The following is a 20,810-nucleotide window of genomic DNA, read 5'->3' as shown; positions in this document are numbered from 1 at the left end:
GAGACGGAGGAATTGGAGCGTGTGCAATCTCTACAATCTGACGACAACACGTGATGCCGTCATCCAGTTCACCAGGGCCTTCCGCGACAAGGCCGGCTGGAACGAGCCGTCGCTGGACGTCTATCCCGGCTACCAGGCGCCGATCGTACGCGTCGGCGAAGACGGTGAGCGCGAAATTACGCGCACCACCTGGGGCATGCCCTCCCCGCCGGAAGTCGTGAAGAACTACGACCCCGGCGTCACCAACATCCGAAACCTGAATTCGCCGCACTGGCGGCGCTGGATGGGTCCGACCAGCCGCTGCGTAGTGCCATTCACCTCATTTGCCGAGCCTGATCCCGCAAGCAAAGTCCCGGGAGGCAAGATCCCGAACGCCTGGTTTGCCGGCACCAAGGATCGGCCCCTGATGTTTTTCGCGGGCTTCTGGACCCCCTGGAAGGGTGTGAGGCGGGTGCGAGACGGTGAGCGCGAATACGAACTCTTCGGCTTCCTGACGACCTCGCCGAACGAGATCGTCGCACCGATCCATTTCAAGGCCATGCCGGTGATCCTGACGACGCCGGAGGAAGTGGACCTTTGGCTCACAGGATCCTGGAACGAGGTCAAGCATCTGCAACGGCCGCTGCCGGGCAACATGCTGGTCATCGTCGAGCCGCCGGCGGCACCCCCTGAAGAAGGCCTGCTGTTGTGACCTATGATCCGGCCACGATGGTGCTGCCAAAGTGACGGCTGAGGAAACGCCCGGCCGACCGCGCAAGATCATCCATGTGGACATGGATGCCTTTTATGCATCCGTCGAGCAAAGGGACAATCCAGAGCTTCGCGGGCTTCCGCTTGCGGTCGGTCACGGCGAGGCGCGGGGCGTCGTCGCGGCCGCCAGCTATGAAGCCCGCAAGTTCGGCGTCCATTCGGCCATGCCCTCGGTAACGGCCAAGCGCAAATGCCCGGACTTGATTTTCGTGAAGCCGCGCTTCGATGCCTATCGCGCCGTGTCGCAGCGGATCCACGCGATCTTTTCCGAGTACACCCCGCTCATCGAGCCACTGTCGCTCGACGAGGCTTATCTCGACGTCACCGAAAACCTGAAGGGGATGGAATTAGCCACCGAGATCGCCGAGGAAATCCGCCAGGAGATCAAGGCACGAACGGGACTGACAGCGTCCGCCGGTGTTTCCTACAATAAGTTCCTCGCCAAGATGGCGTCGGACCAGAGGAAGCCGGACGGCCTCTTTGTGATTACGCCCAGGAACGGCCCGGCCTTCGTCGAGGCGCTGCCGGTCAAGAAATTCCATGGCGTCGGGCCAGCAACGGCGGAGCGCATGCACAAGCTCGGGATCGAGACAGGTGCGGATCTCAAAGCCTGCGACCTTGTCTTCCTGCAGCAGCACTTCGGCAAGTCTGGGCCGTATTTTTACTGGGTTGCGAGGGGCATAGACGAGCGCCAGGTCAAACCCGATCGGGAGCGCAAGTCGATCGGTGCGGAGGACACCTTCACAATCGATGTCCACGACTTCGGAACGGCGCACGCCGGCCTCCAGCCGTTGATCGATAAGGTCTGGCGCTATTGCGACGCCAATCGCATCCGCGGGAAGACGGTGACGCTCAAGGTGAAGTGGGCGGACTTCACGCAGATCACCCGCAGCAAGACGGTCACGGCGCCGGTATCGAGTTCGAGCGAACTTGCCGATATTATCACCTTGCTCCTGTCACCGATCTTTCCCGTCTCAAAGGGCATCCGACTCCTGGGGGTCACCCTCTCGTCGCTCGACCATGCGAGCGCCCAAAGCGCACCACAGCTCGCGCTAGCGCTTTGACGTCGACTTCGCCAAGAGGTCATACCTGTGTCGGCTTGATGTTGCCGACAGAAATCGCACCCGACAGGATACCCCTTACAAGTCCCGGCCGCCCTCTTTCGATCTCGACGACACTATAGAGCTTTTCGGATCGAAACGGACTTGCCGAGGCCGTGGTCACATCCTCGGCCGGAGCTGCGTCTATTTCCATGAAGTCGAGTTCGCCGCCGGCCGCGACGACGCGCGCGTCCCCTGAGGTGCGCGCCGCCACGACAACTTCCCCTTGCGAGGGTGCGTTTGCCCATCGTGGATCACTGGCAGCAGCGATGGGAACCAACCGGTAAACATTGAGGGTTTCGGTTCGACCGCCTGATGCAACAGTCTCTGCATCCGCCATCTGCGCTTTGCTTTCGACCGATTGGCCGACCGTCGTCCCGCTGACGGGGGGATTGCTCGGATCAAGGTCGTCTTTCGGATCACTGGACATTTGGCTCTCCGCTTTTTCAGAATGGACCTTCGTAACGGTCGACGAAGGATCCCGGTTCCCCCAAGGACAACCCTTTTGCAGTCTCCTGTGCCATGCAGCGCGCGGAACCGTCTTCGCGCTCGGTCGTTCAGCACCAATGTTCGAAGGTTTCACGCTCAAAATGATCGAGGTGTCCGGTGCGACGTTGCGCGTGCGATATGGCGGACGGGGAAAACCACTTCTGCTCTTGCACGGTCACCCGCGCACGCATGCGACGTGGCACCGGGTGGCGGCGACGCTTGCTCCCGACTATTTCGTGGTCTGTCCGGACCTCCGCGGCTTCGGCCAGTCGTCGATCCCTGCAGATACGCCCAACCACTCTGGCTCATCAAAGAGAGCCAAGGCGCTGGATTGCATCGAGCTTATGCAGCGATTGGGCTTCGATCGGTTTTCCGTCGCCGGGCACGACCGAGGAAGCTATACGGCCTTCCGGCTGTCGATGGACCATCCAGAAGCAGTCGAGCGCCTCATCATTCTCGACGGGGTGCCTATTATCGAAGCGCTGGAGCGATGCAACGCCCACTTTGCGAAGGCATGGTGGCATTGGTTCTTTTTCGCGCAACTCGAGACCCCCGAACGCGTGATCAATGCCAACCCTGAAGCCTGGTACAAGGCCACGTCACAATACATGGGAGATGATGCCTTCGCCGATTTTCTGGATGCCATACACAACCCGCAGACTGTCCATGGAATGCTGGAAGACTACCGAGCCGGCGTAGCAATCGATCACCTTCACGATGCCGAAGACCGAAAAAACGGGAATCGGGTGCAGTCGCCGATGCTCGTCCTTTGGTCGCTCAAGGACGATCTTGAGGAGCTCTATGGCGACGTTCTCGGCATCTGGCGGCCGTGGGCTGGAGCATCGTTGAGCGGAAAGGGTCTGGTCTCCGGCCATCACATGGCCGAAGAAGTACCCGAAGCTTTGGCGGCAGAGATGAAAGCGTTCCTCGGATGAACCGCTCTCGCCCTATCGAGGGGCCAATTCACTCGCCCCCCGCAGCCTGAGAAAGCCGTGTTTCCCGAGCCTTCAAAACCGAATCGATCATGGTTTGGAAATGCTCCGCATTTTCCTTGCTTCCGGGGGGGCAGGAAATTCGAGTTGGACTAGCTCTGTCCTCGCTTCAAATCAGAAAGATGAGTTCGCGTAGAGGCGTGCGGAGCGCCGCACAAGAGGTGACACGGAGCCAGTGACCTCTGAATTACTGCGCGTCGGGCCGAGCTTCATCAATCGGCCATCTGATATCGCTTTGGCCTCCTTGTGGAACCTTTTTCATTGCAATCGCTTTGAAGCGGCGAGCGCTCGACGGTTGCAGGCGAAATTGGACAAGCCTTCCCTGCAAGCCCTTTCAGTGCTGAACAGTGGCTCGAGCAGCGCGCTGCTCGCACCACCACCCTTACAAGGAGACGGCTATGGGTCGCGGTATTTTGCTTTGGCTACTCGGTGTTCCGATACCGATCATCATCCTTTTGATGCTCTTCATGCGATAGGAGGCCGAGATGGAAACTTCCGTACTTGCCGATGTCTCAGCGCCGACGGAATCGTCCGCCGCGGGCGTGAACTGGTCGCCGATCATTGCCGGCGCCTTCGCAGCTTCCACATTGACCCTTATCCTCATGCTGGTGGGATCCGGATTGGGTCTCACGATGGTTTCGCCCTGGTCGGGTCAGAGCGCGAGCATTACTACCTTTGCGGTTTCGACGGCCGTCTGGCTGATTGTGGTCCAATGGCTTTCTGCCGCGCTCGGCGGATATTTAACGGGCCGGCTGCGGACAAAATGGGTGGGTGTCCACACCGACGAAACTTTCTTCAGGGACACGGCGCATGGTTTCCTGTCCTGGGCCCTCGCGACGCTCGTCGTGGCCTTCTTCTTGGGTTCCACCGTGTCGGCTGTGATAGGCAGCGGCGTACAAGCGGCCTCCACCTTGGCCTCGGGTGCCGCGATGGGCGCCTCCTCGAGTGCGGGGGGCGGGACCGGGAACGATAGCGGCGGCGGAATGACATCCTACTTCGTCGACGCCCTGCTCCGCCCGACCGACCCCGCGCGGATCGCGGCACCAGGAGCGGAAGGGGACGCAACGGCCGCAGCTCAAGCTTCCCGGATCTTGGTCGAAAGCGCGGCTTCCGGGCAAGTCGCACCAGACGACAGGACCTATCTCGCTCAACTCGTCGCGGCACGCACGGGACTTTCGCAGGCCGACGCCAGCGCGCGCGTCGACGCGGTTCTGGCCCGGATCGAGCAAGCGAAGGTGGATGCGCAGAAAGCAGCCGACGACGCCCGAAAGGCCGGTGCCACCTTTGCCCTTGTTGGCGCGCTTTCACTCATCATCGGCGCATTCATTGCTAGCGCAGCTGCTGCGTTAGGTGGGCGTCAAAGAGACGAGGAGGAAGCGCTCTTTCTCAGCGTGAGCCCAGACAGGTTATAAGACCGCTACCAGAAACCCAATTGGGCTTGGGCGAAGCTTTGCGCCCAAGCAATTTCGGGAGACCTACCATGGCGAAGCTCAAAGCGATCGCTCTCAATGCCACTTTGAAGCCCTCCGGCGGAGAATCCTCGTCTACCGACCGGATGCTGGATCTCATTGCCATATCCATGCAGGATCTGGACGTGACGACAGAGCGCATTCGCCTGGCGGACCTGAACATTAAACCTGGTGTCCTGTCTGACGAAGGAGAGGGAGACGAGTGGCCGGACGTGCGTCGGAAGATCCTTGACGCCGATATTCTCGTTGTTGGAACACCGATCTGGATGGGACAGCCATCGAGCGTAGCCAAGCGTGCGCTGGAGCGGATGGACGCATTTCTGGAAGAGACCGACAAACAGGGCAGGATGGTTTCCTACGGTCGCGTCGCGGCAGTGGCCGTCGTCGGCAACGAGGATGGCGCCCATCACGTTTCTGCCGAGCTCTACCAGGCGCTCAATGATGTCGGTTTCACCATTGCAGCCAATGCCGTTGCCTATTGGGTGGGAGAGGCGATGGGCAGCACGAATTTCGTCGATCTTGCCAAGGCGCCAAAGGTCGTGAAAACCGCGGTCGACATGCTTGCCCGCAACACGGTTCACCTAGCGAAACTGATGAAGGAAAACCCCTATCCAGCCGAAACAAAATAGCGTGTAGCAGCTGCCGTTCATGCGAAGAACTCGAGTTGATGTGAACCACTCAGCCTAGAACTTGATCACGCCAACGTTCAGTGACGCACGCAGCCTCGCGTGCACCGGCGCAGCACGACAGCGTGCGATGAATTCAGGCGATGCCTTCTGGCCATAATGAGCCATCATTTCTGGCATTAAGATCCTCTCCCCGGCGAAGGGAAGATGCCTAACCAACGCTCCCGTGATGATGGGCCCAGGCCGAATGACCCGACAGTAAAAGCCCGCTCGAGCAGCTTCCTTGTACAGCTTGGGAAAACTCATATCACGCATCTTTTCACCCAGGATCCGGCATGGCATCCGCGGTGCTGTCGCTTCCATGACGAGGTCGCCTACGATGAAGCGATCGCCGATCGCCACGGTCTGGCTATCCAGTCCTTCGAAGCAAAGGTTTTCTCCGAAGAGCCCGTGATCGACGGTCCTGTTCAGTGTGTTTTGCCACCACAACCGGGTCAGGTCCCCCTCAACGTACACCGCCTGCTCCGGTCCGCCGTGGTGCTTCTGGTTGCACACGGCGTCGCCTTCGACACCTCCCCCTCCCACGAACTTGCGTTCGTTCGTCGGATGTTTGTTGATTCCGGTTTTTGCCTTCTTGCCCGGTCTTCCTTCCGCCTTGCCGACGCAGACCGCAAGAACCTTCAGAACCCTTGCGCTGTCCGGCACCGGTTCGTCGCGATGTGCGAGGTTGTGAATTCCATATAGCGCAGTGGCCATGACGCGACGCCCTCGATCCGTGCCCAACGCTCAACGGCCTTTCTGCGATTGGTGTGCTGCCGGCACACGACGGTCTGAATTTGGAATGGTCTCAAGCACCAATCTCAATTCGATCAGCAAAACACGCTCCTGGTCAAAGACCTGTATGCCGATCATCGATATGGGGTGCCGCGGGAGGCCGTCGGCCGCCATTTCGGCCAGAGTCACTTTTGCCTCAGTAACGGCTGCCTGCTCATCGGGGAATTCGAACCCCCGGTCTTCGGCACTGAAGCCTTCCTGGTCTGTGGTCCGGAAGTAGAACATCGGCAAAGTGACGCCCTCCTAATGGCTCGTTCCATTCAAGAACGCCGTGGTCGGGGCGGCACGGAGCCAATGTTCGCCCTTGATGGCAATCACCGATTGTCAAACGAAGGCGGCGCAAAGTGGTTCCGTGCCGCGCGTAAATGAAAGCCGCCGCAAGGTGGATGGAGCGATGCGGCTAAGGGCATCCATCGTTCGCTGAACCTTGCGCATCGGTGAACGGAACAATTTACAAAACGGCAGGTTTGCTGGTGGTCAACGCGACGACGAGGCGCGCCGAGCACGACCCGTAAACCATGAAGGCCTTGACCATGACATATGTTGCATACCCAAAAACCTCGAAGGGAAGTGCGGAACGGTCCGCCGACTGTTTCCAATGTGTTTCAGCAACCCTCTCGACAATGGGTCCGGCGGGATCTCTGCCGGCAAACGAGGCCAGTTTGATTTTGGCCGCCGTCGAAGCCGGCTGGGAAGAAGAAGAGGTGCGCACGGCAATAAATGAGGCTCGCTCGGTCAACGCGGATGGGAGCGGGAGGATTGGAGGGGGCCTTACTGACAGGCTTTCCGGATCTTCCGCGACGGAAACAGCAAACGCACCGTTGGACGCTGGCCGCGAGTCGGCGAAGGGCATGCAAGAGAGCGCTCAGCAGGAGGAGCGGCGGATCGAAGAGCTGAAAGGGAGCCCCCTTCTCAAAGGCGAGGAACGCTTCGAGGAACGATCGAAAAGTTCCGACGGGAAGAGTGCGCGAGAGAAGCAAGACCCGGGTGAATGACCCTGGCAGCGTTGGCCGCGCAAATGTGCCGGACCGGCAGGGGCCTAATCGACAGCTTTTCCGAGCGTGTCAGCGACATATGCGCCACGTTCACCCATCGGCAAAGGCTTACCAGTGGTGGTATCGACCGCCGTCTGGTGTTCAAGTTCGGCATTCAAAAGAGCACCGATGATTAAGATCACCGTGGAGATCCAAACCCACATCATGAACCCCGCCAGCGCGCCAAGAGCCCCGTAGGTCGCGTTGTAGTTCGCGAAATTCTCCAGATAAAAGGAAAAGAGCCAGGACGCGGCGAGCCACATGATGGCGCTGAACACCACGCCCCAATTCAGCCAGCGCAGTTTGGCCCGTTCGCGACTTGGGCCGTACCGATAGATTGTGGCCGTCCCCATGGCAGCGAGGAAAAGGATTGCGGGCCAGCGTATCACTCTTGTTAAGGTTTCTACCCAGCGATCCAGCCACACATAGGCGAGCAGAGCAGGAATGATCCCGATCAGGAAGATGAGGATCGCAGCAAATACCAAGGCGGCAAGAGTGAAGGCGAGGCACAAGAGCGTTCTGGCCACGAAGCTCCTTTTCTCGTGTTCACCGTAAGCAACGTTCATGGCGTCAAAAATCGCCGACATGCCGTTGGCTGCACTCCACAGGGAGATCAAAAGACCGCCGGCAAATCCGAAACGAAGCGTGGTGGTCTTCTGCGCCGTCAAAGATTTCAGCTGATCGGTGATCAATCCGTAGGACCCTGGCGGCAGAAGGTCATCAAGCACATTCATGTGCGCGCCGATGTCGACCGGATCCGCGATGAACCCGTAGACGGACACCAACGCGCCAAGTCCTGGAAAAAGAGCAAGCATAAGATAGAAGCTGACCCCTGCCGCGATGAGGAAAACACGCTCGTGCGAAACCTCTCCCACTACGCGCCAAAGGACATCGCGCATGCCCTTGGCCGGTATTTCCTCCGGCTTTTCAGCCGTTCGCCCTCTCCCCGGTTCGACAGTTTCCAGTTGCTCCGTCACACGTCGACCTCTTGGCACTTGTGCAGGTATTCTTTGCGCCGAAATAGCCGGCAGGTATCCCACTTGCAGCGCCGCGCTGTCCGATCCCGTGGGTGTCAGCCGGGGAAGGTGAAAACGAGGATCAGCGCGATCACCGCAAAGGCTGCAATCAGCGCGGCCATTTCAACCATCATGTGATGCTGGGTATGACGACGCATGGCAAAAATCCTCCACATAGCGGCGAAGATAGAAACGGAACGCCCGACCTTCGCAAATGTTCACGGACTGCTGGATTTTAGATTCAGCTGGGCACGCGAACTGCCGAGCATTGAGACACGGAACAGAAGTTGGACCGGCGGCCACCGGAAATGAAACTAATCGTTCCCCCCATCCGGCGCGGACAGGACACATCCGGGCACCGGCGGGATTGCCGCGCCTTTGCTGCAAACGTCGCGCATAAGCGAATTGGGAACAGGCGACTGAAAAGCTCGTTATCTTTCCGGCAGCACTGAGGAGCAAGTTATGTCCGATCCAACCAACTTCCCACGTCTTTCAGATGAATTGGAGGCCGGGCTGACGGCTTACATGACCGACCCTGATGTTCCGTCGGCGTCTGCTAGCCGAGCCGCCGCTATTGAAACGATTTTGCGGGATTGGCTGGTCGCGCATCGATACATGCCTGAGGTCCCGAAACCCGTGCCGGTCCGATTGGACTCGCAGGGCATCAATCGCGAGGAAGTGCAGTACCCGGGATTCATCAAGTGAAGCCTGCATCGCCTGGCGGCTTGAAAGCCGCGCCGACAGAGTACGCTTCCGGAGTCATGTCAAAGTGAATAGTCAAAGCGCACGTCCGATGACTGCAAAAAGGCGCTGGCGACTGGGAGATCCAAGGTCTTCGACAAGATTTTGGATGCCCGGCACATCTCCAAAGGTTGATGCCGGAAATTCACTTGCGCCGCAGCCAGCGCCTGCTGCGAACGTCGCTCCCGGCTTCGGACGTTGGATGTTCTCAAATCGGATAAGTCAAGTTTGATCTGGCCGTTCTCCAGCCCGTGAACGACAGCGCAAGTCGACCAGCTCCGGGCGCGCTGCAGAATGGGGAGGCCGCACGCCACTCGTTGCCGCATGGACGGTCCTGCGCCGTTTTGGCCGCTTGCCGCGGACCGAGTGACAAGCAAACATCGGGCCCGACGCGCTGAGGCCTTACAGAGGCGTTCGCGCTCGGCGATATCGGAAGCCGTCAGCGGGCCCCGGAACTTTAACGCGCTCCGTTTGTTCATTTTCCAACTGGAAAGGAAAGCTAGGATGAGCAAACCAAACCACGACAAAGACAGTGTCAGACCAATCCCTGATCCCATTGAGAAACCGCGGCCGCCAGAGATGGATCTGGAACCAATTCCGGTGCCAGACTTATCGGGAGCAGATTCCGATGAACGGCAGGCCGACCAGGGGCGGGTATCTCCTGTTCCGAGCCGCGACGAAGCCAATATGGAGCCGGATGAGGCGCTCCCAGCAGATGCCGAGGAAGAGATCCTGGACGACGACCCTGCCCGTGAAAAGACCCGGTTCGACTAAGAAGTTCCCAAGAGCAGTCGGTAAGTGCTAGTGCTCAGGTCGGATTAGGCCCACTGAAGTGTCCCAGGGCTGCGCCGCTATTCGCCACCATGATGATGAGTGACAGCGACGATCGATTGCTCGGCAGCCCCCTGCGGCCTCCACCGCTCCTGGCCTGTGGCAGCTTCATTGGTCGCGCCACACACCGCGGCGAAAGCAGATCGCATCGCCCTGATCGCCGGCCTGGAGGCGGACAGGCTGTGGATCCCGCAGCATCGCAAACCCATAAGCCACCGGCCTTAATCGTGTGGGGACCGAACGACATTTGCATTCAGGCGTCAGCGAGAGCCCGTCTGCGCGATCTCCAATGCTTTCATAGCGGAAATCTCTTGGGTTAGGCGGGAACATTCCCGGGGTTCTCGGGTTGACGCAGGCACCGTTGGCGTACGGTTGCGTTAGGGAAGGATTGCACCATGAAATGGATTCCGATCACCGCGTTTTTCCTGGCTGGATCCGCCTTTGCCCAGAGCCCCGAGCTGGAGCAGGCCTGCATCTCTGTCGCGAAGAACTTCTTCATGTCGGACGCATTGAACGTCGGCGTCGTGCAGTCCTTCCCGGAACTCAAACCAGCCGGCGTGCGGTTCAAGTATTCCGAAAGAGCCGACACAAAGAAGACCGACATGTCGGACACCTTCGACTGTGAATTCGACCAGGCCAAAACCCCAATGAGGATCCTCCGCTTTTGCGTCTCGCGAATTTGCTACTCGACCGACCAGGAAGATGGCGAACGAAGACGCCGGTTTGAAGAGATGCAGGTCCTGACGCAAAGAGGCTCCAAGCCATAATCGCGGCTTTTGCCTTCATCAAAATGAGTTTATCGAGCATGGCCTGTAATGCCACGGCGTCGCGGCCGAGCGCCTGCATTCCCACGGCCAACGCCTCCTCTGCTCGCGACGATGTGCACCGCATCCAAGGGCCGTGGCCGTTTTACGCGGGCTGATCCTTTTACGCGGCCTGGTCTGGCGCGTCGTTAACCAGCATCATTTTCCTACTAAAAGCGCGGACTGTAAGAGCCCTCGTGACGCAAGTGATAGGAAGCAGGTCCGGATACCGACGTGCCGATAGCACTCCTTCCGAAACCTGCCCCGCTATAACCATAACCACCTCTTACAGCTTCACAGACGCATTGTCGCCCAAGTCGGGTTTGGCGCCGCTGATCGCTGCTGTCGCCATCTTGATGTAGCTGATGACAGTTCCGGGACTATCCCAATATTCCGCAAATGAGGGATCGACCTTCAAGACCCGGATTGCGGGATCGTCGGGGCTATCCCACCAAGCCTTTGCGGGAAGAGAAAAGAGTTCCCTGATCTTCGTCCTGTCGTTCTGAATTGTGGCCGTTCCGGATATTGAGACGTACTTCTGGCCCTTCGGATCTGCAAAGGCCAGGCAGACTGCGGGATTGCCGGCGATCTCATCGTCCTTGTGGCTGGCATCATCGGTCAGGAAGTAGAAAGCGTTGTCCTCCCGCTCGATGTGGGCCGACATCGGTCGCGCGCGAAGATCGCCTCCCGTCTGGGTGGTTAGCATGCAGAAGCCTATATCTTTGGCCAGTTCCCAAATCTTGTCCTGGTCATTCTCGTTCTCTGCCATCGCCATTTTCCTTCTTTGAAAAACTGAGAACTGTCGCAGCACCTCGAAGTTCCACTTGAACCTCAGCAGAGGTGTTTGATGCTTTCCAGTTCGCAGCCGTTCGCGCGCCAGGGCTCCATTTGCTGTGCGGGATAAAGGAGACGGAAAATTCGATCAGATCCGATTATCGGCGGCAGTTATTGGTCATCTCAACTCCGCTTTGCCAATCGGCGGGTCACGAAAGGCTGGGCGATCACGGAAAATTAAGCTCGCACGGAACCAGCGATGCCTGCCTTCGTTTATACATCGGGTCCGGTTGTCGATCTCTCCGGGCCCGTCGATGACACCGGAAACTCATGGCCTCGTCAGTCGCCTTTCGGGGCCATCTTTTTTCCGGCCCGTTCGAAAAGGTGAATTTCAATGACCGCCAAAGATACCAACGCGACGCCCGAACAGGCGAAGCCGAAAGACATTCATCAACCTGCGAACCGCAGCAAACACCTAGACGAGGAGTCGGTGGCTCCGCCCACTGTACAGCCTGCGGGCGCCAAAGACACGAGTGAGAAGCCGGCCGTGAACCCAGTGACTGGCGTGGCGACGTAGCGGCATGCACAGAACCCTTGCGAAACAACAAGATTGGTAGGCCGGGCTCAAGAGTTTCCATCGTCCGAGCCTGGGCACACACCACCTCTGGCTCCGTGCACCAACGGGGCCATCTTTTTACGTGCAGCTCGGAACTCATTCACCGCGTCAACGTTTCTGAAGCATGGAAGCCCTGAATTCCCCGATCAGGGTGACCTCTTCCCAGAACTGAAGCCTTAATGAACCCCCATGGCCTCGTCTTCCCCTGGACGGGGCCATTCCTTGTGCGGTCCAGCAAATTTGTCGGGAACCGCAGGCTCAAAGGAGAGGAGCAATATGGGACAGATGCAGTTAGGTCGGGCTCGGTTGGCGATGACACTGCCGCGCCATAGAACCCAACTTCGAGTTAGGATGAGCGCCTGTTCAACGTCTTCGAGGCCTACGCTCGGGCGTCGTCGATACCGGAGAATCTTCTGCGAGAGGTGCCCCGTCGAGAAGAGCAGATATCCAAGACTCGTCGATCTGCCTAGATCTCCAAGCTGAGGTCATCGCTCGCCTCACCGTTACCGATGAGCGGGCGTTTCCGTGAGAAACTGCAAAGTATCGGCGTTTACCTGATGCCCCGAAATCCCAAGGGACATTTTCGCGCGGCGACGTCGGTGGATCGCGACCGACGCGACGCGCCGCGCGCTAGCAGATGAGGCGTGTGGGCGGGAGGTCGAGGGCCGTACCAATGGCGTTGCGCCCGCCACTTCGCCGTTACATCGGATCATTGTCCTTCATCGCGTTCGACATGTGGGTCTTGCATTTGTCGGTGTCATTGGACGCGAGCGCTGCCTTTGCCATCGTCAATTCCTTGGAGGCGTAATCCTTTTTCATCTCGTCCTTCATGGCTTTAACGTCATTTTCGAGCTTTGCCATGTTGGACTGATTGCACTTGATATCAGACAGGGCGAACGCGCTCGGCCCTGCAAGCGCGACCATCACAGCGGTTGTCATTAGGATCTTCAACATCGTTTTTTCTCCACTTCGAAAGCATGTACCTCGTGCCAAGCGTCGACTTGCACCTCAGGTTTCTGCGGGGCGGACACAACCTCGTGATCTCCAGGCAGTATCCCCGCTTCTCACGGGGGACAGCGGTCCCACGGTTGGTACCGCCAAGGCACTGCCTGTCCCAACGAAGGAAGAATACGTCTCGCACAACCTCACACTCGGGGCGGAATCTCCACACCTGGCACGGGCGTAATTGCGGGAGCCTCGTCGGGACCGACGTCAGGCTCTGGTTCTTCAATGGGGGGATCCGGCAAATCGGGTTCCCCCGGCGGCATGTCCGGCGGGAACTCGGGATCCGGCGGTTGTGGGATCGGCGTCGTGGGCATGTTTGTCTCCTCTATTGGAATCAACCGCGATGAGGCGTTGTTGTTCCCGCAGACGAACGTGCCCATTCGAAAAGATTGCATAAGAGCCTTGGCGCAAAGACGTTACCGCGAGGGACGGAGGCGGATCATGCACAGGTTGCTGGAGACCTGCCCAGCTTTCCCGGATGTGTCTGTGGGCATCGAGAAATGCCGCTGGTTTGACTTTGAAACGCACCACATCGAACGCGACCATCGCAGCCTCGTTGCGCTTGTTCGGTCCGCCAACTGCACTTCGGATATTTCTGGCCCGAGCGCCATGCCTCGGGCGACACAAGGCATCGAAACCGGAGCACGTTTGGCGCGCGGGAAAATCGAAAATTCGTTGCCCTCGGTTTGCAAAGTTTAATGCCAAACTCACTACCAATTGGTATGCACCAATTCTCTGCGCGGACACAGCTAGGGGGTCAGATTGCAAATCAAGGACTGGAGTAGGGACGGGCGAGGCCATGTTCGAGCATCAGACATCATCGATTGGAAAGCGCAGGCCGCGACGGACGGCAGTGGCGACGTCCTGCTGAGGGTGGAATTTAGCGTGGACCCGCACCGAACAGACGTGTCGTCCCTGCAATTCAGATTGAACGAGCAGCAGGCAAGACACATCGGCGCGACGTTGAATTTGATCTCGACGCCGCCAGTGCAAGAATCCGATAGTTTTTTCCAGACAGCCTGACAGTTCGTTTTGACATGGGTCGTCTAAGTTACGAAGACGCACGAGGCGCAACTTGGACGGCGACAACGTCGCGTTCGAAGTACACCAGCCACACTGCGTCAGATCCTGCCCAAGTATACAACGACATGACGGTGCGGTGGGCGAGATTGAATTGACCGCGAACATCGCGGCAGCGCTCGCGATCCTCCCGGACGTATCGCCTCGTTAAGCTTGAGCATCTCGTCAACGCGCGTGCACGCGAGCGAGGCATCGCCAATGCGAACCGCCATCGTTGGCAGCAGCGAACGGAGGTCAGGAGCCGCTGGAAGCCCCTTACAGTCCGCTCCTTGAGCGACGGACTGTGGCTCGTCGTGGATGGGAATTCGACCTTGCTCAATGCTCGTCATTCCAATTGGCTAGCGGTACCATGCAGGACCAAGTGATCACTCCCTCAGGCGAAAATTTGTGAACATTGATTATTCGCTTTTGGAGCTGACATTTGCGCCGGCCTAAGGTGGAGCGGCCTGCTTGAGCCGTTCGAACCGCTCGAGCCTGGACGACCGCTCGGGCGGCGACGACGCAAGTGCGGAGGTTACTTTGAACGATCCGGTTGCTCCTGATCGAAACCGACGTCCCAATCCTTCGCGGGCTCTTTACTCCCCGGCGGGCTGCGATGTTCAGACATGTCCTCGGAGCCAGTTATGACTGTAGGTTTCGCACTCGATACACCGCTGCTTCGGCGATCCGCCTTCGACTTCGCAAACTGACCCTTTGCGTCCTGCTTCGCCGCCATCGCATCGGACGGCCGGTTGCGCTCGGGATCTGAATTGTTTTCGCCCACTGCATCCCGATCCCGGTCAGGATCGTCCTTTGCCGGAAGATACCCGCGAGGCCTGCTTTCCTCCGGCCCTTCCCAACGAGGTGACTGATCCGTGGTTCCCGGTTTGCCGTCTCTCGGCTTCTCGATTCCCATACCTACCTCCTCTTGGAAACTACAGCAAAACCAGCCCGCAACCCGGAGGTTCCGTTTCGGCAGGAACTTTTGCGCGCACGGCCCGGACAGATGGGGAAACCTGTCCTCAACCTAGTCGGCCGCGTTGCTATCCAAAGCGGGCGCTATGGGTTAGATCGAGGGCAACCGACACGTATCACGACACGGTTGGCGTGCTGCGGTCGGCGGGAAAAATCCGTCTGACGCGCACGAGCGAGCCGGCAGCTCTGATGGCGTCTGAACGCCATCAGAGCTGGGCTTATCGAGTCAGGTTGACGCGATCCCGTGAGTACGTGACGTGAATTTTCCGGTCCGCCGTGGCGAACGAGGCATCAACAGCTTCCATCTCAAGCACGATCTGACGTGCAAGGGCTGGGTGTACTGCCCGGCCCGACTCCGTAGGATCCATCGATAGCAAGCCGTTCTCGCACACGCGATCGTCGTCCCAACCCAAATGACTGATTATCGGGTATAGGCATATGCCCTCAACGGGCACACCCGCTCTCATAGCGGCCCTTGCCTCTTCAGCAACATATTCGAGCCATTCAGAACGATGGTCTCCTTCACAGCCTGTTTCGGCGATCAGCATCGGCCTCCCGTAGCGGGAATAGGTCTCCACGAGAATTTTATGAAGGGGCTTGTGGAGGGGGTGATCCACGTCGATCGGAGCGCCGCCGTGTATCCACTGGTTGTTGTGATAGTAGTTGACGCCAATGATATCAAGATATCGTTCCGCTCCCCCCAATTGCGGCCATAAGCGGCCTGCTATCATGTCCCAGCCTTGGTATTGGGCGAGCCGATGCCCCTCCGCAGCGGCGCGGTCGTGAGGCCGGTCGGCAGCCGCGACAATGTGGATCACCGGGTCGCAATGTACGAACCGTGCGCGAGGGTCGACGCTGAGGATGGCTTTCATGGATGCAATGGAGGCGCGGGCGAGCTGAGCCTTCAACTCAAATCCTCTTTGCGTGGCGAAGGGGTTGAGATAGCCGGCGTCACCGCCAGCCCACGAAAAGAATGAGATTTCGTTCACCGGGCAGTAGAAGGCCGTTGTTTCACTTGCATCTCGAATGACCTTCGCCGCGGCAGCTGAAAAATTGGAGAAGCGCTCGACAAATGCCGGCGCCCATATATCGAGATGATCGGGCCAGCCATAGTGAAGAAGGTCCCACACAACCTGGCAGCGCGCGCGCCGGGCTGCGTGGATCATCGGTAGTGCGCTATCCCAGTCATAGTTTCCGGGCGTCCGCTCGATCAGGTGCCACCGCAATGCGTCCCGAACCGTGCGCAATCCCAGCGCATGGAGTTGGCGATAGTCGCTCTCCGCGCAAATGTCGTGCTTCGTTGAGGCAATGACGTCGAGCCTTCTGTTCTCTCGTGCGGCGTTTTTGTCTCTAACGCGATGCGTCGAACATTCGAAACCGCCCTGAAAGAAGGACAAAAACAATCCGGAGGGTCCACTTGCCGTCCTTTCCTCCAGTACCTCCCGAAACAGCCGCTCCCATAAAGGGACGACGGCGGTGACGCTAAAGTGTCTTTCGACGTTAGAACGGAGCTGCCGCCCAAGACGCGCGCGCAGGGCTGGAGAGTGCGCGAGTTCCAAGATCCGCGCGGCAACCCCATGGGGGTCGCCGTGGCCGACGAAAAGCCCTGACACGTCGTGCTCAATTTGCTGCATCGAGCCATTGTCAGCGGTCGCGACCACAGGAAGACAGGCAGCTCCCGCTTCCGCCAGGACATGCGGCATGCCTTCATCTCGGGAGAGCCAGACAAACACATCAAGTGCAACGAGGACGTCCGGCACGTCGGCCCGATCGCCAAGGAACGTCAGAACACGATCCATTTCCAACTCTCGGCTCAGCGCGCGCAGGCGCTGCTCGTACTGCGGAAAAAACGCGTCCGGGCCACCCACGATGACGAAGCGGACATCGGGACGGCTATCATGCACGATCGACGCCGCGTGGATGAACGTCTCAACGTTCTTCTTCGGGTCGAGGCGGCCAACCCAACCGACCAGGATCCCTTCGCCATCGATCCCGAGAGCGCGACGCATTGCTGGCCGCCGTCTCGGTTCGAATTCACTTAGATCGACCATGGATGGGATTTCGATTGCGTGATGCTCTCGTCCGGGCATCCGGGAGGCGGCCGCCTCCCGGACGGTCCGGCACACTCCGACATACCGACTGGTGAAATGCTTTGGGCCTCCCAAGGCCTCTGACACCAGGCCGCCATGCTCGATCAGAGGCGGACGCAGGTGAAGCCGCTCGAGCGCCGGATAAAGGTCACCGACATTTTGGCAGGAGACGACGATATCGTAGCCGGGAATCTTGTCCGCGAGATAGGCGACGGTCTGTTCGAACGAGAGGGTATAGGGGGTGGTGTCTACCTCAATGCCGAGGGTAGCGAGTTGTTGATGGGATTGGTCGGGCATCCCTTCCTTCCGGAAGCACACCACAATTTCAATCTTATAGCGTGACCGGTCGAGATTTGCTGCCAGCAACCGAACCTCCGTCTCTTCCCCGCCGACGACGAGCCATGCGAAGACAAAAAGAATGCTCTTGGGGCGCTCTAATTCCTTCATGGCCCCACCTTGAAGACGATCTGCAAAAAATCGAACTGCCGCGCCAGAACGCGGCTAAGGAACGCCGGCGCGTCGTCAAATGGGACAATGTGGGTAATAAGGTGCTGTTTAATTGCCTCACCTTCATCGATCAGAAGCCTGACGGTCTCTTCAGCCAGGCGACGCCGATCGAAGTTATGGGAAAGGCCGCGCGGCACACGATTGATCTGCGCGCAAACTATGTTCAAGCCGTTATGGTGGAACTCCTCGCCCAATCGCAGCGCGTCCGCTCCTGATTGGTAAAACGCAAGATCGATCACATTGCCTTGCGGGCGCAGAGCTTTCAAAGCAATGTTTAGACTTTCCAAATGCGCTCGCGTCTGGAAAACCAAGTCCGCGCCACGATCACCGCCACCGTTGTGCCAACGTGCCTTGGCGTGCTGCCACGCTTGATCCTCCGTCATGCTCTGCATGCCCAAGGCTTGCGCCTTGTCGCGTCGAAACATCGATGGGTCCGCAACGATGACCTCACTTGCACCTCGCGACTTGGCCAAGAGGGCTGTGAGCAAACCAACCGTGCCGGCGCCCATCACCAGGACCCGTCTTCCCGCTACGCCACTGCCAAGGGAAGAAACGGCGGTCCCGAAAGTGGTCGCATCCGCGTGCAAAATACCGTTGGCAGCGATGGGACCCATTTGCGCGACGAATACGCCAAGGATGGGATCGAGACTTCTTGGTATAGGAATGAGAAGATCGTGACGCGGATCGGCAGTATGCCCACTCTTATGCGCATAGGTCGTCGCCAGGATGTCGCCTACCGCGAAACCTCGAGATCTGCTTTCGGCAACACGCGCCACCTCCATGTAACCGAGAAATCGGATCGGATATTGGAGCCCCGGGTCATTGGAAATGAATACAGCCCGCTCATGATCGAAACGGGAAGAGAAGTAAGGGTTGGTGTTTTTGAGGAACGTTAGCTCCGTTCCGGCAGAAAAGCCGGTGTAGAGCGTGTCAAGTCGCACCTTGTCCTCATCAGTGGGTCCCTCCTCATAGTCGAAAAAGTCCGCTTCGCCTGGACCTGCGACACCAAGTGAACGAATAGTGCGAGAAGCCATGGGACGCCCTCCTAGAACGTGTCCAATTCAACCGGCAGGCCGGTTTCCGCCGATCTGGCGATCGCCAAAGCGATGCGATGGGTGGAGAGCGCCTCCTGGTATGGGCAACGGATCTGATTATCGCCGCCGCGGACGGCATCGAGGAAAGTGCGATCTTGCAACCAGACCGGATCGCCTTGCGCACATCGCACCGGTCGGCCTTGCCCGATATCGACCATAATGTCGCGGTCGGTCAGTTCGATCGCAAGGCCATCGCAAAAAAGATTAAGACCAATGCGATGGCCCCACCGCAAAGCACAGGTGGAGGCGATGTTGCCGATAGCCCCGGAGGCAAAAGTCAGACTGGCAGTGCTTGCCGTTGCAACATCGAGTTCGGGATAATCGTCACGACTTCGGTGCGTCGTCTGCCCGAAAACGCGCGTCACATCGCCTGCCAGATATCTTGCGAGATCGATGATGTGGGTTGCCTGCTCAACCATTTGGCCGCCCGACGATTGCTTCCTCCACCACCATTGGGGCGGTGGCGTTTGGTCGAGCCAATACCCGGAAAGGAGTTGAGCCGGATTGGCGTCCAGTCGGTTTCTCGCTTCCTCGACGATATCCAAATACCGCCAATGGTAACCGACGGCTGTGATCAAACCGGTGTCAACGACCTCGGCGGCAAGTTCTGTCGCGAGCGAAAGGTCCAAAGTGAGCGGTTTTTCGACGAAAAACGGGAGCCGGCGGGCGATCAGTTCGCGTTCGATGTCACCATGCGCGAATGGCGGAACGCATACATAGGCGGCATCGATTTCCTGGTCTAAGAGCAGTTCCGAAAAGTTGGAGAATGCTTTGGCGCCAAACCGAAAGGCTGCCTCTTTTGCCCGGTCGACCTGCGGATCGCAGAAGGCGACCAGGTTGACGTCCTCGAAAGTCGACAAGATCTCGAAATGGCGCCTTGCAATTCCGCCTGTCCCAATAAATCCGATCCGCGTGCGTTCCATGGTTCTGCGCTCTCTTTTAGTGTCCCGTTGTGCAATCGCTCGATAAATGTCCTCGGTCTGCGCGACCATTCGGGGTGCGCTGAAATGCTGCTCGAACCTCTGGTACTGGGCTTGTCCGGTCCGGAGCGCCGCGATCGGATCCTGCAGCACCGAGCAGATCATGTCGGCCAGCGCCTGGGGCCGACCCGGTTCGACAAGATAGGGATGGCCGGGTCCGAGAGCCTCGATGGTGCCGCCGATGGCGGTGGCAACGACAGGAAGGCCCACTGACATCGCCTCGAGAATGACGAGTGGCAACCCCTCGAAACGGGAAGCCAAAACGAAAACCTCCGAAGAAGCCAGAAGCGAGGCGATATCGCTCCGAACGCCTGCAAACCGCACGGCCCGTTCGACGCCCAGTTCAGCCACAAGGGTCTCGATGGAAACGATTTCCGGGCCCGCCCCCACAAGCAGCAACACGGCGTCCGGATATTGCTCCAGCACCGCGGGCATCGCGCGCACGAGCGTCCCATGGTCCTTTTGAGGGGTGAAGCGCGCAATCGAAATGAGCTTCCTTGCCGATGAAGGTCCCCATTCGGCTCGCGCGTCGCCGCCATCACACATGGGCAGGACGCCGTTGCGGACGACACAAATTAAATCTGGATTGATATCGGCGTTCAGGAAAGTGGCTTTCGCCGCATCCGAGACGACGATCAATCTCTCAACGGCCGCGAGACCGTCCCGAAACTCCAGCTTCTGCGTCTCATCGGTGAGGACAAAAGGTAGGTGTTCTGTCCGCAACACTGAAAGTCCGACTGCCCTCCCCGCTTGGGCGAGAGCATGCCCTTCCCATCCGATCCCAGCGTGCACATGCACAAGATCGACGCCGCTGGACGGCAGCCACGCTGCGAAATCAGCGATGCCGTCAAAAGCTTTGACGGCCAGGCCCAATCCGATCGCCTTATCCATGAACGCGCGATCGCAATTGATAGGTGCCGCCAAAGTAACGGCGTACCGCTCGCGCAACATCTCCCCCAGGAGGAGAATGTGCCCCCCCATTCCGGAGGGCTCGACACTCTCCGTGGCGAGAAGAAGCTTTCTGT

At 58.8% G+C, this 20,810-nt stretch carries 20 protein-coding genes and 3 pseudogenes; 12 read left to right on the top strand and 11 right to left on the bottom strand.

Annotation, left to right across the window (positions count from 1 at the left end; genetic code table 11):
- Window positions 1-19: 19 nt before the first annotated feature.
- Window positions 20-691, top strand: coding sequence for an SOS response-associated peptidase (locus ACIQUG_RS21540; RefSeq protein ID WP_402323988.1), 672 nt, complete (start codon window positions 20-22; stop codon window positions 689-691).
- 31 nt (window positions 692-722) lie between these two features.
- Window positions 723-1,814 (top strand): DNA polymerase IV, encoded by a 1,092-nt coding sequence (gene dinB, locus ACIQUG_RS21535; RefSeq protein ID WP_402323987.1) that lies wholly within the window; start codon window positions 723-725, stop codon window positions 1,812-1,814.
- Window positions 1,815-1,833: 19 nt separating this feature from the next.
- Here the strand turns inward: dinB and ACIQUG_RS21530 are convergent, their stop codons facing one another.
- Complete coding sequence (locus ACIQUG_RS21530; protein WP_402323986.1) at window positions 1,834-2,280, bottom strand: hypothetical protein; 447 nt, start codon at window positions 2,278-2,280, stop codon at window positions 1,834-1,836.
- 136 nt (window positions 2,281-2,416) lie between these two features.
- On the opposite strand from ACIQUG_RS21530, the gene ACIQUG_RS21525 reads away from it, so the two are divergent.
- From ACIQUG_RS21525 to ACIQUG_RS21515, 3 genes are all read left to right on the top strand, one after another.
- Complete coding sequence (locus tag ACIQUG_RS21525; RefSeq protein WP_402323984.1) at window positions 2,417-3,274, top strand: alpha/beta fold hydrolase; 858 nt, start codon at window positions 2,417-2,419, stop codon at window positions 3,272-3,274.
- A 542-nt stretch (window positions 3,275-3,816) separates the two neighbouring features.
- A complete protein-coding gene (locus tag ACIQUG_RS21520) occupies window positions 3,817-4,743 on the top strand; it encodes a hypothetical protein (protein ID WP_402323983.1) in 927 nt (308 codons plus the stop codon).
- Between the two features lie 68 nt (window positions 4,744-4,811).
- Window positions 4,812-5,429: a flavodoxin family protein gene (locus ACIQUG_RS21515; RefSeq protein ID WP_402323981.1), complete on the top strand. Its 618-nt coding sequence runs from the start codon at window positions 4,812-4,814 to the stop codon at window positions 5,427-5,429.
- A 54-nt stretch (window positions 5,430-5,483) separates the two neighbouring features.
- Here ACIQUG_RS21515 and ACIQUG_RS21510 read toward each other — a convergent pair whose 3' ends face one another.
- The 4 genes from ACIQUG_RS21510 to ACIQUG_RS21495 all read right to left on the bottom strand — a co-directional run bounded on the left by ACIQUG_RS21510 (window position 5,484) and on the right by ACIQUG_RS21495 (window position 8,271).
- Window positions 5,484-6,182, bottom strand: a complete 699-nt coding sequence (locus ACIQUG_RS21510; RefSeq protein WP_402323979.1) for an MOSC domain-containing protein — start codon at window positions 6,180-6,182, stop codon at window positions 5,484-5,486.
- 30 nt (window positions 6,183-6,212) lie between these two features.
- Window positions 6,213-6,485, bottom strand: a complete 273-nt coding sequence (locus ACIQUG_RS21505) for a DUF6894 family protein (protein ID WP_402324616.1) — start codon at window positions 6,483-6,485, stop codon at window positions 6,213-6,215.
- A 226-nt stretch (window positions 6,486-6,711) separates the two neighbouring features.
- Complete coding sequence (locus tag ACIQUG_RS21500) at window positions 6,712-7,113, bottom strand: hypothetical protein (RefSeq protein ID WP_402324650.1); 402 nt, start codon at window positions 7,111-7,113, stop codon at window positions 6,712-6,714.
- Window positions 7,114-7,299: 186 nt separating this feature from the next.
- Window positions 7,300-8,271, bottom strand: coding sequence for a YihY/virulence factor BrkB family protein (locus tag ACIQUG_RS21495; RefSeq protein ID WP_402323976.1), 972 nt, complete (start codon window positions 8,269-8,271; stop codon window positions 7,300-7,302).
- A gap of 501 nt (window positions 8,272-8,772) precedes the next feature.
- On the opposite strand from ACIQUG_RS21495, the gene ACIQUG_RS21490 reads away from it, so the two are divergent.
- From ACIQUG_RS21490 to ACIQUG_RS21475, 4 genes and pseudogenes are all read left to right on the top strand, one after another.
- Complete coding sequence (locus ACIQUG_RS21490; RefSeq protein ID WP_402323975.1) at window positions 8,773-9,015, top strand: hypothetical protein; 243 nt, start codon at window positions 8,773-8,775, stop codon at window positions 9,013-9,015.
- Window positions 9,016-9,555: 540 nt separating this feature from the next.
- Window positions 9,556-9,825 carry a hypothetical protein gene (locus tag ACIQUG_RS21485; protein WP_402323973.1) on the top strand — a complete coding sequence of 90 codons (270 nt, stop codon included), beginning with the start codon at window positions 9,556-9,558 and terminating at the stop codon, window positions 9,823-9,825.
- 127 nt (window positions 9,826-9,952) lie between these two features.
- A pseudogene (locus ACIQUG_RS21480) lies at window positions 9,953-10,169 on the top strand (alpha/beta hydrolase); the annotation flags it as partial.
- Between the two features lie 108 nt (window positions 10,170-10,277).
- Window positions 10,278-10,649 (top strand): hypothetical protein, encoded by a 372-nt coding sequence (locus ACIQUG_RS21475; RefSeq protein WP_402323971.1) that lies wholly within the window; start codon window positions 10,278-10,280, stop codon window positions 10,647-10,649.
- Between the two features lie 322 nt (window positions 10,650-10,971).
- On the opposite strand, the gene ACIQUG_RS21470 is transcribed toward ACIQUG_RS21475, so the two are convergent.
- On the bottom strand, window positions 10,972-11,454 hold the full coding sequence (locus ACIQUG_RS21470; RefSeq protein ID WP_402323970.1) for a pyridoxamine 5'-phosphate oxidase family protein: 483 nt from the start codon (window positions 11,452-11,454) through the stop codon (window positions 10,972-10,974).
- A gap of 399 nt (window positions 11,455-11,853) precedes the next feature.
- On the opposite strand from ACIQUG_RS21470, the gene ACIQUG_RS21465 reads away from it, so the two are divergent.
- Window positions 11,854-12,036, top strand: coding sequence for a hypothetical protein (locus tag ACIQUG_RS21465; RefSeq protein ID WP_402323969.1), 183 nt, complete (start codon window positions 11,854-11,856; stop codon window positions 12,034-12,036).
- A 738-nt stretch (window positions 12,037-12,774) separates the two neighbouring features.
- Here the strand turns inward: ACIQUG_RS21465 and ACIQUG_RS21460 are convergent.
- Window positions 12,775-13,029, bottom strand: coding sequence for a hypothetical protein (locus ACIQUG_RS21460; protein WP_402323967.1), 255 nt, complete (start codon window positions 13,027-13,029; stop codon window positions 12,775-12,777).
- A 357-nt stretch (window positions 13,030-13,386) separates the two neighbouring features.
- Here ACIQUG_RS21460 and ACIQUG_RS21455 point away from each other — a divergent pair, with 357 nt between their 5' ends.
- Together ACIQUG_RS21455 and ACIQUG_RS21450 are read left to right on the top strand one after the other, a co-directional pair.
- The gene (locus ACIQUG_RS21455) at window positions 13,387-13,779 is read left to right on the top strand and encodes a hypothetical protein (protein WP_402323966.1); all 393 of its coding nucleotides are present in this window, start codon (window positions 13,387-13,389) and stop codon (window positions 13,777-13,779) included.
- A 63-nt stretch (window positions 13,780-13,842) separates the two neighbouring features.
- Entirely contained in the window at window positions 13,843-14,103 is a 261-nt protein-coding gene (locus ACIQUG_RS21450) for a hypothetical protein (RefSeq protein WP_402323965.1), read from the top strand.
- A 571-nt stretch (window positions 14,104-14,674) separates the two neighbouring features.
- Here the strand turns inward: ACIQUG_RS21450 and ACIQUG_RS21445 are convergent.
- The 4 genes and pseudogenes from ACIQUG_RS21445 to ACIQUG_RS21430 form a co-directional block, all read right to left on the bottom strand.
- Window positions 14,675-14,875, bottom strand: coding sequence for a hypothetical protein (locus tag ACIQUG_RS21445; RefSeq protein ID WP_402324615.1), 201 nt, complete (start codon window positions 14,873-14,875; stop codon window positions 14,675-14,677).
- Window positions 14,858-15,055: pseudogene (locus tag ACIQUG_RS21440) on the bottom strand (hypothetical protein); the annotation flags it as partial. The pseudogene ACIQUG_RS21440 and the gene ACIQUG_RS21445, both read right to left, overlap by 18 nt.
- 277 nt (window positions 15,056-15,332) lie before the next feature.
- Complete coding sequence (locus ACIQUG_RS21435) at window positions 15,333-17,651, bottom strand: glycosyltransferase (RefSeq protein ID WP_402323964.1); 2,319 nt, start codon at window positions 17,649-17,651, stop codon at window positions 15,333-15,335.
- Window positions 17,648-20,766, bottom strand: a pseudogene (locus ACIQUG_RS21430) (glycosyltransferase). Before ACIQUG_RS21430 ends, ACIQUG_RS21435 begins: the two are co-directional and overlap by 4 nt.
- Window positions 20,767-20,810 lie beyond the last annotated feature (44 nt).

It is taken from the genome of Ensifer sp. NPDC090286, assembly GCF_044769565.1.
GTDB lineage: Bacteria > Pseudomonadota > Alphaproteobacteria > Rhizobiales > Rhizobiaceae > Ensifer.
This window is presented reverse-complemented; position numbering and strand designations above follow the sequence as displayed.